Source organism: Paenibacillus sp. FSL K6-2862, from assembly GCF_038005125.1.
GTDB lineage: Bacteria > Bacillota > Bacilli > Paenibacillales > Paenibacillaceae > Paenibacillus > Paenibacillus illinoisensis_A.
In genome coordinates, this window is sequence record NZ_JBBOSN010000001.1 from 3,191,096 (window position 1) to 3,205,129 (window position 14,034).

9 protein-coding genes are annotated in these 14,034 nt (G+C 47.0%); 5 read left to right on the forward strand and 4 right to left on the reverse strand.

Annotated features, from left to right (window positions below; translation table 11 throughout):
* Nucleotides 1-30 precede the first annotated feature (30 nt).
* Both MHB82_RS14585 and MHB82_RS14590 read right to left on the reverse strand, forming a co-directional pair.
* On the reverse strand, nt 31-849 hold the full coding sequence (locus tag MHB82_RS14585) for a MerR family transcriptional regulator (RefSeq protein ID WP_341175061.1): 819 nt from the start codon (nt 847-849) through the stop codon (nt 31-33).
* Between the two features lie 21 nt (nt 850-870).
* Nucleotides 871-1,404, reverse strand: coding sequence for a GNAT family N-acetyltransferase (locus MHB82_RS14590; RefSeq protein ID WP_341175062.1), 534 nt, complete (start codon nt 1,402-1,404; stop codon nt 871-873).
* A 220-nt stretch (nt 1,405-1,624) separates the two neighbouring features.
* On the opposite strand from MHB82_RS14590, the gene MHB82_RS14595 reads away from it, so the two are divergent.
* Both MHB82_RS14595 and MHB82_RS14600 read left to right on the forward strand, forming a co-directional pair.
* Nucleotides 1,625-2,668, forward strand: coding sequence for an NAD(P)-dependent alcohol dehydrogenase (locus MHB82_RS14595; protein ID WP_341175063.1), 1,044 nt, complete (start codon nt 1,625-1,627; stop codon nt 2,666-2,668).
* A gap of 223 nt (nt 2,669-2,891) precedes the next feature.
* Nucleotides 2,892-7,343, forward strand: coding sequence for a glycoside hydrolase family 3 C-terminal domain-containing protein (locus MHB82_RS14600; protein ID WP_341175064.1), 4,452 nt, complete (start codon nt 2,892-2,894; stop codon nt 7,341-7,343).
* Between the two features lie 38 nt (nt 7,344-7,381).
* Here MHB82_RS14600 and MHB82_RS14605 read toward each other — a convergent pair whose 3' ends face one another.
* Complete coding sequence (locus MHB82_RS14605) at nt 7,382-8,959, reverse strand: response regulator transcription factor (protein WP_341175065.1); 1,578 nt, start codon at nt 8,957-8,959, stop codon at nt 7,382-7,384.
* 7 nt (nt 8,960-8,966) lie between these two features.
* Nucleotides 8,967-10,775, reverse strand: a complete 1,809-nt coding sequence (locus tag MHB82_RS14610; protein ID WP_341175066.1) for a sensor histidine kinase — start codon at nt 10,773-10,775, stop codon at nt 8,967-8,969.
* 130 nt (nt 10,776-10,905) lie between these two features.
* Here MHB82_RS14610 and MHB82_RS14615 point away from each other — a divergent pair, with 130 nt between their 5' ends.
* The 3 genes from MHB82_RS14615 to MHB82_RS14625 all read left to right on the forward strand — a co-directional run bounded on the left by MHB82_RS14615 (nt 10,906) and on the right by MHB82_RS14625 (nt 14,030).
* Entirely contained in the window at nt 10,906-12,237 is a 1,332-nt protein-coding gene (locus tag MHB82_RS14615; RefSeq protein WP_341175067.1) for an ABC transporter substrate-binding protein, read from the forward strand.
* Between the two features lie 81 nt (nt 12,238-12,318).
* The gene (locus MHB82_RS14620) at nt 12,319-13,197 is read left to right on the forward strand and encodes a carbohydrate ABC transporter permease (protein WP_341175068.1); all 879 of its coding nucleotides are present in this window, start codon (nt 12,319-12,321) and stop codon (nt 13,195-13,197) included.
* On the forward strand, nt 13,194-14,030 hold the full coding sequence (locus MHB82_RS14625; protein WP_341175069.1) for a carbohydrate ABC transporter permease: 837 nt from the start codon (nt 13,194-13,196) through the stop codon (nt 14,028-14,030). The genes MHB82_RS14620 and MHB82_RS14625 overlap by 4 nt, the downstream gene beginning before the upstream one ends.
* Nucleotides 14,031-14,034 lie beyond the last annotated feature (4 nt).

The following is a 14,034-nucleotide window of genomic DNA, read 5'->3' on the forward strand; positions in this document are numbered from 1 at the left end:
CGGATCGGCTTATTTGTTCCTAACCTATTTTTATTCGGTTGTGATTCTCACCTGGATTTCCGTCAAGAATTGATCGGAAACGATGGTATCCCGATTATCAATTTCATAAATTTCAAAAGGATCTCCGGATATGTTCAGCCCTTGTTCGCTTGCATACTTAATCACGTCCAGCATTTTCTCGTGACTTTGACGATAATGACCCCGATAGTAGAGTGACAAATAATCACCTGCAGGCAGCGAATAATCTGGATCAATTCGTTCTGCTTCATCCGAATTAAATATAAAGAACACGGAATTAAATACATCTTTTACACCTTGCTTCAAGTCTTCAAGAGAAACTGATGCCCCGTATAACTGATTCCCAAAATCCAACACGTGACTATTATGTTTCTTGTGCAGCTTCTTAACCGCATAATCCATCTCCTCATCCCTGGTGATCCGTGTATTCAATTGCAGACAAGGTCTATCGGGGTAGGTTTTGATGGTAAAAACACCTGTCTTGATCTGTCTCGCTTCGGTCAGTACCTTGATTCGGCTCTGAATGATCTGCTGGTTCATTTCAAGCTTGGCAACCTGCGCCTGGATCAGCTGTTGTTCCTTGAACAACAATTCAAGCGTATTTTCAACACTTTGATCATCCAGATACGCTTTAATCTGCTGCATGGTGAAGTCCAGCTGACGCAGGTCGCGGATGATATTCAGTTTATACATATCTTGAAGACGATAGAGGCGATATCCGTTGCTATCCCGCGCAGGAGACAGTAATCCCAATTTCTCATAATAACGCAGCGCATCAACACCTATGCCGTAGAGCTTTGCGATTTCATTGATTTTATAATCGTTTTTCATGGTTTTCCCTTCTATCTGCACTTATCTATTCAATGTGTACACGTAAGAGTCGGAGGCGCCATACACTTCCTTATACAATACGTTTCGAACCGTTTCAAACTCACTAGAAGTCAAAGGGGCCGGATAACTCATGATCTGAAGAGGCAAGGCACGCTGCCCCTCACGAAGAGCCGGCTGAACATACGCATAATCTTCCAATTGAAATCCCAGTCGTTTATAGAAACCGATTCTTCTGCATTTCAGATCATCCTCAGGTAGTTCAACTTCCAATACAACGGGTTTGTCCGACTTCTTAATGAAGCGTTCCATCATCCGTCTGCCTATACCGCCACCGCGAATGGCTGGAGAGACGGCTACATTCTCAATATACCTGAATTTTTCGAACTCCCATCCAGCGAGGAAGCCAATCACTTCATTTTGATCGTTCTTCTCAGTAAATAGGTGATAACGTGGATTAGCCAGCAATCTCTTCTGGTGTGCGTATTCCCGGTACTCTGATTCAGGAAAAGACTGCTTCATAATTTCAAATACTTGATCAAATGGATCAATAAACATTATTATTCCTCCTGATTCGTAAAAACCATATCTGCTATGGATTACGATAAACCCTGGTACAATACCAGAGTCAAGCCAGCTGGAATACCTGTTCTAAAGGGTACACTTCAAATCTATACATTAAATCGGCATCTACATCCTCAAAATGAAACGTCATTTTTTTCCAAGCGTATCAGTTGTTTGAAGGCGAAACACATTGTCTATTGAATGGAGAATGCCCATGAGCGAAATATGGTTGACTGACACTGGAATATCCCCAAAAATGAATGCAGCAGTAATGAAAGCGGTGGTCTACGATACCTACGGAACGCCAGAGGTCCTGCGAGTAAAAGAGGTAGATGTTCCGATGCCGAAAGACAATGAAGTATTAATTGAAGTACATGCGACTTCGGTGAATTCCTGGGATTGGGATCTTCTTCGCGGGAAACCATTTGTTAACCGCATAGGTGCGTTTCGTCACCCGCGTTACCCGATTCTTGGTGCAGACATTGCAGGGAGGGTAATCATGGCTGGACCCGCTGTCAAACGATTCAAACCGGGTGATGAGGTGTTCGGAGACCTATCCAGCTGTGGCTGGGGAGGATTCGCGGAGTATGTGTGTGCGAATGAGGAGGCGTTGACTCCCAAGCCAGCGGGAATCACTTATGTACAGGCAGCATCCATTCCACAAGCGGGCGTTCTAGCTCTGCAAGGAATTAGGAAGCATGGGAACCTGTTAAAGGGAGAACATGTTCTAATTAATGGAGCCGGGGGCGGAGTTGGGACGTTCGCCATTCAATATGCCAAATTACAGGGAGCAGAAGTAACTGCGGTGGATCGTGGTGAGAAGCTGGATATGCTGCTTGAATTAGGCGCCGATCACGTTGTGGATTATACCAAAGAGGACTTCACAGCGAGTAGAGCAGCATATGATTTGATTCTTGATGTTGTCGGCAACCGATCTGCTTTTGCGTTGAAGCGAGCGTTAGTGAAGGGGGGCACCTATGTCATGATCGGAGGCCCTATGCCGCATATCTTGCTTAACTTAGTATGGAGCCCGTTCGTTTCTTGGCTGGAAAAGAAGAAATTAACTCTTCTTATCCATAAACCGAACCATGGAGACCAGACCATCTGGAAGGAACTTGTTGAATCAGGCCAGGTTACTCCACGTATTGATCGGGAGTATGCTTTGAGTGAAACATCTCAGGCCCTTCGTGACCTGGGAGAAGGTAGGGTAAATGGAAAAGCTGTTGTCAGCTTGAAGAAAACTAAAAATGATGATTAATGATGGCAGTATAACGTATAAAATTGATGTGAGATGATCTATGATTATTTTAAAATTAAACGAAGAGATTGCAGCCGCATACTTGCGGCTTTTTTTGTGCTGGCTTCTCCGTATAACGTTAACCTAAAAATACTGTACTTCAAGGCACAAACAAAATGCACTGCGGGCCCCTTTATAATCAATAACTGAAAGCGATTACAATAAATGGGGAGGGGTGCAGCGCATGCCAAGCATTTTAAGACAAAAAGTGGGCAAGAGGATGCTCTCAATGGTAACGATTGCGAGTCTGATGATGGGTTCATGGGCCACTATACCGTCATCTGTTTCCGCTGCGAACGAAGTTAAGTTTAATACTCAGCAAGGAGGCGTATTTGATGGGATGCCTTTGTTTGACGGTAATCCCGAGCATTTAAACTCTTTCGTGGATACCTATTTTGATTACACCGGGCTAGAAGGACCAGCAGTATATGTTACAGGTTCTCGTAACCACTATACCCTTACGAAAGGACCGAATGCTGGCAAGGTGATTCCCGGCGCATTATCGGCTGCAGACAACGTTCAGGGGGTATCGACAGATTTTCCCGCGCTTATTGGCATGGGACAGAGTTGGAATAAGGATCTTTTGTCCGATATCGGAGAAGTAATGGGCAGTGAGAAAATCAGTAAACTGAAGGTTAAACAAGGCGAGTCCAATATTCACGGGGGGAACGATGCTTCTCTAAGCGTTGCATTCACGGTTGTCAGTGACATGCGGATCAATCCGCTCAGCGGCCGCTTCGACGAAGGATTTTCTGAGGACCCGAATATGGCTGGAGTACTGATTGACAAGATGGCTACCGGTTTAAGCGGAGTGGACCAGCCGGCCAGTGAGGATGGATTCTGGATGCGAGCTGCCGTAGGAACCAAGCATTATTCCGTCTATAATGCACAATGGTTTAGGCAAACCGCTAATAACAGCGCGGGAGCACGTTCGTTATTCGAGTATCAAACGAAAGCGGCACTGCCGGGTTTCGAATCGGGTGCTTTAGCTGGTACAATGACTTCCTATGGCCGGACAAACGGAATTCCTAATATCCTTTCTCCACTGCAGCTATTGGCCAACATGAACGCCAAATATGGCGTATACAGCTCACCTGATTTTAACGGTGATGCCATTGTGTCCAACGCAAACCAGCTCGGGAACGGGTACGATGATCGGTATGCTGTGGATCGTGGTCATGCAACCGTCCTTATGGCTCTTGCCAAAGCCAATGCGGGACGGCCTTCAGGTACGACTCCTGCCGATGTGACTGACCTTGTGGCCCTTGTGGAACAAGGAGAGTACGGTATTACCAAGGAAGAGCTTATTGAAGCGGCCAGACCCCATGTAAACCAACTTGTGCGTTTAGGTATTTTTAATGAAACCGATGAGCAGGGCATTCCGAAAGATTATCCGTTCGCGAGTGAAGCGAGGGACGTACGAACATCTCCACCTTCTGACTACAACCAGTTGGACCATCAGGAAGTAGCCCTTCGTGCGGCTCAGGAAAGTATTGTGCTACTCAAAAATGACAGTACGCTTCCACTCAAAAAAGGAAATCGTGCTGCTGTCTCCGGCGTGTATGCCGATGCCCGTTTCAAAACGACATACTCAGTCGGGGAGACACCCGAACTGGAGAACTCCGGTGAATCTCCACTGCGTTCCATCATCAAAATGAACGGAAGCAGTAACGTAAACTATGCTCCGGGAGGTGAAGTCATTACGCTGACCTCCAAAGCCAACCAACAAACCGTTACCGCAGATGTGTACAGTCCAAATGCCGGAACGGAGGGAGCGCAGCTCATCACGACTTCGGATACGCCAGCAGAGGACAGTTCTTCCCATTTGTTCCGTGTATATGATTGGGGTCAAGCGGGGGCGAGTCTGCTGTCACTTCATAATCAACGTTGGATTACTTCGCCTGCGACCTATAATGCAGCGGTGGGTAACACGGATGGCACGAGCTTGAATCTGACAAATAACGATTGGAGCCTGCCGGATATGATGGGAGACACGAGTGCCATCCCGCCAACGCTGCGAATGGAAAACAATGAGGATGGATCCGTATCTATTGTTGCTAATGGCTACCGTACTGGATTCTCCGGCGACTTCACCAACTGGTATTATGCCAACGGGCGCTTCATCCAAGTAGATGGGAACGGAAAGCTCGTGACTGCACCGTCACCGCTGGGAACAAGAGAAAATGCTGCGAATCGCCCCGACGTGGCTAAATTTGAGAAGAGCATTGTGAGAAGTGCGGGCGAAGATGCAGCAGCAAGAGCTGCTGAAGACGATTATGCGATCGTTTTCGTAGGAGCACCACCACGTCACAGTGCAGGCGAGGGCAATGATCGTTCAAGCCTGGATATGGGTGAGGCTGATTATGCACTAATTGATAACGTATCCGCTGCTTTTGCAGCCGAAGGTAAGAAAACGATCGTCGTTATTAAATCGAGTTTTCCTGTAAGTATGGAACGCATTCAAGACAATCCAAACGTATCCGCCATTGTATATCAGCCGTATGGCGGTCAATATGATTCATATGCACTGGCCCAGGTACTGTATGGTGAATACGCCCCGACAGGCCGCTTGACGTCCACATGGTATGCGGGCATGGATGCTTTTCCGGCGATTAACTCCTACGTCGTGCCGGAAGGAAACACATCTAATCTCGACAACATCGACCCTCGTTTCACAGTTGATATGACAAATGCAGATCCCATTGAATCTGGGTTGACGTACATGTACACGGATGCCAAGGTGACCTATCCGTTCGGTTATGGACTGTCTTATTCTAAATTTACCTACGATTCACTTAACGTACCTTCTTCGGTTTCAGGGGAAGAGCCGTTCGCGGTTTCAGTCCGTGTTACGAATGCGGGTGAAGTTGAGACGTCCGAGGTGGTGCAGTTGTACGCCCGTAACAGAAGTTCCGCTTACGGTGCGCATGCGCCCAAGAAGAAATTGGCCGCATTTGATAAGGTCCATCTCGCCCCAGGTCAAACGAAAGAAGTGCAGCTTGAGGTCGATCCACAAACGCTCGCATTATGGGATGTGAATCGGAACGATTGGATCGTTGAGCAAGGAAGCTATGATTTTATGATTGGAACTTCGGCGGCAGATGCGGACATGCAAGTTTCCAAGTCGTTAAACATTACTGGGAAGTCGGTGGCGACTTTATCTCTTACCGAGCCCATCAATGTATTTGATCATGCATTTGCTTCCAATGAAGTCGTTTATCACGAAGTGTCCAAGGAGCGCACTGCAGCCAAGTTAAAAGCAAAAGCGATTGTAGGAGGCTACTATGCCGTTCGTTCGAAGCAAGATGGATCGTGGGTTGCCTTACCGAAGGTCGATTTGACAGGTGCTCATAAGGTGAAAGCCTCAGTCGCATCCAATGCAAAAGGGGGGACGATCTCATTACATGCAGATAAGCCTGACTCTGTCCCACTTGCTGTATGGAATGTACCGGTGACAGAGCCTGTCTCTTACAAAATCAGTAATGCTAACGTCTCAGTCAAGGAATTAGGATACGCTGAGGTAGAAGCCGAAATTTCTTCTGCCCTGAGTGGTGTGCATGATCTGTACGTGGTGTTTCATGAACCAGATCTTCGAATCGACGGATTATCATTCACTGTAAAAGATACAGAGGTAAATCCAGGGAACCCAGGAACAAATCCGGGAACGAATCCTGGTTCGCCAAGCTCGCCAGGTTCGGGTAGTGTTGGTACACCTGGCGAGACACCCGCATCAGGATCCGAGAATAAAGGCGAGATTGATTCGGGAGGGAATACCGCTGCTGCCGTCTCCGTAGAAAAGGGAAGTGAGACGGACCAACAGAAGGTAAAACGCATTCAAAAATCGGGCGTGAAGATAATCGGGGTGCCGTGGAATGTGACCATTAAAACTAAGCAAGGTATATTCTTCACGACAACTCTGCCTGTTGACGCTAGCGTTGCTGCAGACGCCACAACAATTGCATATATTGGAGAAGAAGGAGCACTTACTCCAGTCCCCGGCGTCTTGACTCAGGATACAAATGGTAACAAGGTATGGAACGTGCTGCTTAATCAAGGAGGAACCTACGCAGCTATTCAGGCATCACGCAGCTTTGTTGACGTTGATTCATCGGCTTGGTATGCCAGAGATATAGCTAAAGCAAGCAGTTTGCTTCTGATCAACGGCGTTTCGGATCAGCGCATGCAGCCGCAGGGAACGACAACATCCCCCCAAACGTTAATGGTCGCTCTGAATGTGTTAGGCATCGAGCCGGAAGCATCTGCATCCAATGAAAAATGGTTTGATCCGGTATTACGAGCTGCCGTGAAGTATGACCTGACGGAGGAAGGGCAATACGAGCCTAACGCTCCAATGTCCAGAGAGAACATGGCGGTGGTACTCGTTCGAGCATTGAAATTGGCTGGAGTAAATACAGAGCTGTCGGAAGCCGAAATGGATTCCTGGCTGGAAGACTTCAAGGATCAGGCTCAGCTAACACCTGTGAGTCGGCCAGCCATGGCAGCAGCCATCAAGCTCGGTATATTCCAGGGTTCACCCGATGGACTACTGCAACCTCAGAGCACGCTGACACGCGCACAACTTGCTGCCGTTATCGTCCGAGCCCACGATCAGGTTGCGAAATTGCTTGATCTTTAAGCCATTAAACAGCACTACGACAACAAGGAACTGGGCCATCAAACATGGCCTGGTTCCTTGTTATTTGCGGAGAAGGATTTATGCTGTTTTCGGAATTCTTCTGGAGTCCAGCCTGTCACTTTTTTAAATACCCGGAAAAAGTACTTTGGATTATCGTAACCCAGCTGTTTGGCAATACGGTAGATTTTGTCGTCCGTACTCGCTAACAGGTATTTGGCATGCCCGATTCGTAGACGGTTCACGTAATCGGTAAAGTTCTCGGAGGTCTTTTCTTTGAATAAATAGCTGAGGTAACTCGGGTTCAGATAAAACAGAGACGATACCCACTCCAGCGTCAAATCCTTGGTAAAGTGATTATCTATATACTTTTTTACGTTATCGATGACCTGATCCGATGCGTACGGGTTATCATCTTTCAACAGAAGTGCTGCTCCGGTCAGTACCTTTCTCATGTATTGCCGGATGCATTCCATATCGAAGGAGACGTTTAGAACAGCCTCAAGACTTGAGGAAGCATTATTGCTGCTCCCGTTTTGAAGATAGTCATTTAACAGCCGCTTAGTTTCTGTAATAATCTCCCTGCATTGTTCCTTCAGATGGGTAAGCAAGGTGTCAGGCTGCCGGATGTAGAAGGCAAAAAAATCGGTGATGAGTTCGTCAACCTTCTGTGAATTTCCGCTCTCAATGAAGAACAGCAGTTCAAACATTCGAGTCCACTTCAGAGGACTGAACGGAATGTTTCTCTCGGAATACACGTAACATTTGCCAAAATCAGTTATGGATCGTTCATCTAAGGCAAGGATGGTTTGGTGGTGCGCTTCTCGGACACCGTCAGTGCCTGTGAGCGGCGAGCTGATCCCAATGCAGATGTCTGTAGATTGCGCTTTCGTCAAAATCACGTTTGCTGTTTGAAGCGCCTTTTTCTGCAATTCATGAAATTCACATTCCGGATCATGAATCAGGAAAAACAGAAGCTGCTCCGATTGCGGATGAGGAATGTACAGACCATTTGAAAATGTAGGCAGCTGCTGTGCCGAGAGCGGTTGAGGGCTATAGACCGTCATTAGAACAGACTGCTCAGCTGCAAAGATGGCAGCAAATTCTGCAGAACGGAACGCAGGCTTTTTGCTGGATGCATTGGGAGCCAGCACAACATTCAAGAAGGCCTGCATATCAGCATCGATTTTCATCTGTTCTGTTTCTACGGTTCGCAGAAGGACCTCACGCTCCAAGGAACGCTCCTGTTCGATGGCATGAATAGCCTGATGGAGCGTGCTGTGAATCTCCTCTCTGCTAAAAGGCTTCAGCAGGTAATTAACGACCTTGGCTGAGATAGCCTCCTGCATATAATCAAAATCGGCATGACCACTAATGACAATGAGCTTCATCTGCGGATATTGCTGCCGTACCGTTCTGATTAGCAGCTTGCCATCAACTTCAGGCATGCGCATGTCCGTAAAGATAATATCCGGCTTGGTTGAATCAATCAGAGCGAGTGCATCTGCACCGTTATCCGCCTCGCCAAGAAGTTCAAGCGAATGATCGAAATTCTCTAATTTTTTCAACAGACCTTTGCGTATCAACGGCTCGTCATCCACAACGATAAACGTGTACATCCTTTGGTCACCTCTTTTCCCAATCAGCTGGAATCTCAATCGTAATTTGTGTTCCCTTATTCAACTCGGTATCAAAGGAAAGTCCGTAGGCATCTCCGTAATACAGTGCAATTCTTGAATGCACGTTTTTGATGCCGATACTTTGCTTCTGCCGCTGGCCAACGGCGACAAATTCAGGTGGTTGCATGAGCAGCTGTCGAAGCTCTTCCGCCTGTGACTCAGACATGCCAATACCATCGTCCCGGATTTGAAATACAATTCGGTCACCTTGAAAGAAGCCTGTAATGGAGATGGATCCTTTTCCGCGTTTGTTCTCGAGCCCATGAAAAATGGCATTTTCCACAAGAGGCTGCAGCAGTAGTTTCAGCATGCGACGGCTATGTATCTCCGGGTCCACATGAAGATCGAAACTGATCTTGTCACCGTACCGGATTTGCTGGATAGCCATATAGTTTTCGACATGTTTGAGTTCCTCGCTGACCATGACCAATTCGCTATCTGTTTTGATGCTGTAGCGGAACATGTCTCCGAGCGACTTGGTCATCACCACGATGCTCTCGACTTCTTCGATCTCAGCAATGCTATTAATTGATTCCAAGGTGTTGTAGAGAAAGTGCGAGTTAATCTGGGCTTCGAGCGCTTTCATCTGTGAATCCAGCATGAGAATTTTATTTTGGTAGCTCTCCCGTATATGGGTATCGATATCCTTCATCATTTTGTTGAACTCGTGATACAAAATGCCAATCTCATCGACTTGCCTGGCCACTTGAGGTTTGATGGTTACGAATCGGTGAGATTTGGTTTTACGCATCATTTTGGTCAATTCGATGATGGGTTTGGTGATCAGGTTCGACAAAAAGAAGGAAAGCAGCAGGAAGATGACTCCACAGCTAACAGCCACATAGAACAAGAGCTTCTGCGATATATTATATTCCTCATACAGCCGATCCATGGAGATGTTGGCGATCACATTCCAGTTGCGTCCGGGTACCTTCTGAATCACCGTCATCATGTTATCCTGTATGGATTTGTACTGGGCATTGCTGCCGACCTGCTCAGTTGCCTTAACAAGAGAAGCAGAGAGAGGCGTGCCCATTTTGCTTCCATCTGATGAATAGAGAATCTCGCCAGCATCATTTGCCAGATACAGATTGGACAGACTTGGGGCCGGATTTCGGTTCAAACCGTCGAAGATGTTCATACTGCAATCCAGCATAAACACACCAAGAAATTCATTATTGTTAGGATCGTAGAGGGCTCTGGAGAAACCTATTGATTCCTTGGCGTTAATGATATACGGTTTGACGCCGACTTCACCAATATAGAGATCACCTTTACGCTGAATCGTATCTAGGTACCACTCATCCCGAAGAGCGATATAATCGAGGCGAAGGTCGGTGCCGCTGCTGCCATAGCTGATCCATTTGCCATCTGGCGTGAACAGGTATAACCCATTGATGTAATTGTAGCCAAGCAGGATGTTCTCGAAGATTAATTTCAATTTGCTGCGGATCATGAAGATTTCATACTGGTCGTTCGTCCCGTTGAGCTTGATGAGTTCGTCACTCACTGTGCTGTAAGCGGTTGCATTAGAGGATTGCTGAAGTAGCGTGACGGAGATTCGGTCAATATTCTGCAAAATCTCTTCCATGCTTTTGACCGAATTGCCGATGGTTGTCGACGTCACGAGTGAGGTCTGTTCGTTCACCAGCTTCGTGTAACTTCGATAGGAACTGACAGAAACGACGATAATCGGCACAATCGACACGAGGACAAGGACCAGAAAAAGTTTAGTTTTGATGTTGAACAGAATCATACGTGCTCCTCCCGCCATTGTCAAATCTAAAAATAGTGCACCAAACGAGCCAAAGCAAATGCACTTGAGCGCACCTTATGATGAGAATGTGCACAAAGCAAGAATAAACATGAATTGGGGGAATGACAAGATGGAAAAAAGAAAACGACTCTGGTCCTTAACGTTAGTGCTTCTCATGATCTTCCTGAGTGCATGCAGCTCTGGCAGCTCGGAAGAGAGTGGAACGGATAATAGCAATGGGGGAACAGATGAGTCCGGGAAGGCCATTACGTTAACCATGATGCTATCGGGAAACAAGGCCTCTGAAGGAGAGGATTTTGAGCTGGAGACCTTACCGCGTCTAGTCAAGGAAAAGTTCCCGAATATTACGCTGGAAGTGCAGAAGCTGCCTGACGACCAGTACAACACATCTGTGCGAACCAAGCTTGCGGCCGGTCAGGGTCCGGACATTTTCTGGATCTTTCCGAAGAATGCGGCTGGCGGCGTTAATGATTTTGCGAAGGCAGGATTCGCTGCAGATCTATCCGACCTGACGTTCTGGGATAATATCAGCGAGGGAGCGAAGGAAGACATGTCCTACGAGGGCAAACCCTATGGAGTAGCTGAAGGGCTTGATTTTCTGGGTGTTTACTACAACAAGGAATTGTTAGAGCAGGTAGGGTATACCGAGTTTCCGAGAGATTGGTCCTCTTTCCTGGAACTGTGCCAAAAGCTGCAAGCTGCAGGTGTAACCCCAATAGCAATGGGCGATAAAGACCCGTGGATGATTCAATTCGGCATGTATCCGATCGCTGCCAATGTTGTATATCCGGGTGAGATGGATTTTGATGTTAAACTGCAAAACGGTGAGAAATCGTTGACTGATCCAAAGTGGATCGAAACGATATCCAAATATAAAGAGCTCTATGATAAGAACTATGTGGTTAAGAACTCGCTTGGCATTGGAAGTGCCCAATCTGCACAGTTGTTCATTGATGGGAAAGCAGCCATGACTTTTACCGGAACATGGGATTACGCTTCCATGACCTCCAAGGGTGCAGCTGAATTTACACGCGGATTTGCCTCACTACCGGGTAACGAGCCAGGACAGCCAGTGTTTGTGTCCGCGGCAACGTCAGCGGGGTACGCTCTGAACGCGAAATCGGCAAATTTGGACGCTGCTAAGGAAGTGCTGAACTACCTGTTCGACGGCGAATCAGATCTTTTCAAAGCGTTTGTGGAAGCCAACAGCTCCATTAGTGTTTATAAAGATGTGCAGCTTGAGAACGAATTGTTCAAGGAAGTTAACGACAACTACCAACAAACCGGAAACTCCGTTTATTTCAGTAATCAGATGTGGCCGGCAGGAGTGTCGGATGTTATGCAATCGAAGTTTGCTGAAATCATCGCAGGTCAGAAAACAACACCTGAGGATGTGGCAAACGCCATGGAAACCAAGTTCAGAGAGCTGTGGAAAAACTAGAATGATGCTGTCTACAGCAATGGGAAGCAAAGTTAGCCTTTCTTCCCTTGCTGCAGGCCTTCTTGGAAAGGATGGAGCAGGATGAGCTCTACTGTAATGAAAAAGTCCATGTACTGGTTTGCCTTACCGGCATTACTTTTCTACCTGACTTTCTGGATCTTCCCGATCCTGCGGTTGTTCCAGTACAGCATAACGGACTATAACGGATACGCCCAAGCCTACAACTATATCGGATTCGGCAACTATAAGGAATTGTTCAGCAGTGATATCCTTGGTATTTCATTAAAAAATACGCTGATCTACACGTTTGTCACCGTGATCGCCGGCAATATCATCGGGTTGGCACTGGCTCTGCTGTTAAACATGAAAATAAGAGGAACCGGGATCTATCGTTCCCTGGCGTATATTCCCACATTGTTTAGTGCAATTGTAGTCGGATTTTTGTGGAGCTACGTATATATGCCGGATTACGGACTGATTTCTTCCTTTCTCGATAAGTTGGGTATTGCGAACGAATTGAATTTCCTGGGGGACTATTCGACTGCCCTGTATTCAATTATCTTCGTCGAAATCTGGAAGACCATCGGAACAACGATGATTATTTTTCTCGCAGGGCTCCAGACCGTTCCCACCGATCTGTTGGAAGCCGGTCGAATGGACGGCTGTGGTTCCTGGAGATTGCTGCGGCATGTCAAAATTCCATTGCTGTCAACAGCGATTACGATCAACGTAACGCTAAGCTTAATCAATGGCCTCAAAGCCTTCGATTTCCCGTTTATCATGACCAATGGCGGCCCCGGAACGGCTACCAACACGCTGATCTATACGATTTATAAAATGGCATTTACAGAACAGCTCTTCGGTAAAGCTTCGGCACTTGGTGTCATTTCATTTGCCGTAATTATCGTGATTACCGCCGTCTTTGTGCTGAAAATGAACAAACGGGAGGTGTCGGCATGATGCTTCGTAAGTGGCTCAGCAAAGGGTCAGTTCAGCTTGTTGTACTCGCCGTTATGGCACTGAATCTCATTCCGTTGATTATCGCCTTTTCGACTTCGCTTCGTGATCCTAGCAATAATACGAACCCGCTGGCATTGTTTCAGGAATTATCTCTCGCAAGTTATAAGTCTGCCTTCGAGCGTATGCATTTCCCTGAAGCGCTCTGGAACAGTATTGTATTGACGGGCGTATCGGTCATTTTCGTAGTTCTGTTCGCAGCCATGGCTTCGTATCCGATGGCGCGTTTGAAGACTAAGTTAAGCAAGTTTATGTATCTGTTTTTCTTGTCTGGACTCGTGGTCCCTGCGCAGATGGTACTGATCCCGATCGTGCAGATGATCAATGCACTGCATATTCCAACCAACCAATACACGCCCATCTTTATGTTTATTACGTGCAGTCTTCCGTTCTCCACTTTCCTGTATACCGGCTTCATTCGGAGTGGTGTTCCTGAAGAAGTGGAGGAAGCTGCACACATCGATGGGGCAGGATTGTTCCAACGCTTCTGGACGGTGGTATTTCCCTTACTTATTCCCGTGACCGTATCCGTCATTATTACGCAGGGTGTCTGGATCTGGAATGATTACTTCTTCAATATGATCTTCATCTCGGGAGCAGATGACTCTCCACTGCCACTTGCCATGCTTGGATTTCTTGGGGATCAGCAAAATCCCACGCAGTGGAACGTGTTGTTTGCAGCATGTTTTCTGTGTGCTCTGCCGCTGCTGCTCGCGTTTCTGTTCCTGCAAAAATATTTCATTGGCGGCATGACCGTCGGAGCGGTCAAGGGATAGGGAG

Coding starts and splice junctions, on each gene's coding strand:
- MHB82_RS14585 (WP_341175061.1), bottom strand. CDS start 849: ATGAAAAACGATTATAAAATCAATGAAATCGCAAAGCTCTACGGCATA.
- MHB82_RS14605 (WP_341175065.1), bottom strand. CDS start 8,959: ATGTACACGTTTATCGTTGTGGATGACGAGCCGTTGATACGCAAAGGT.
- MHB82_RS14600 (WP_341175064.1), top strand. CDS start 2,892: ATGCCAAGCATTTTAAGACAAAAAGTGGGCAAGAGGATGCTCTCAATG.
- MHB82_RS14610 (WP_341175066.1), bottom strand. CDS start 10,775: ATGATTCTGTTCAACATCAAAACTAAACTTTTTCTGGTCCTTGTCCTC.
- MHB82_RS14625 (WP_341175069.1), top strand. CDS start 13,194: ATGATGCTTCGTAAGTGGCTCAGCAAAGGGTCAGTTCAGCTTGTTGTA.
- MHB82_RS14615 (WP_341175067.1), top strand. CDS start 10,906: ATGGAAAAAAGAAAACGACTCTGGTCCTTAACGTTAGTGCTTCTCATG.
- MHB82_RS14590 (WP_341175062.1), bottom strand. CDS start 1,404: ATGTTTATTGATCCATTTGATCAAGTATTTGAAATTATGAAGCAGTCT.
- MHB82_RS14595 (WP_341175063.1), top strand. CDS start 1,625: ATGAGCGAAATATGGTTGACTGACACTGGAATATCCCCAAAAATGAAT.
- MHB82_RS14620 (WP_341175068.1), top strand. CDS start 12,319: ATGAGCTCTACTGTAATGAAAAAGTCCATGTACTGGTTTGCCTTACCG.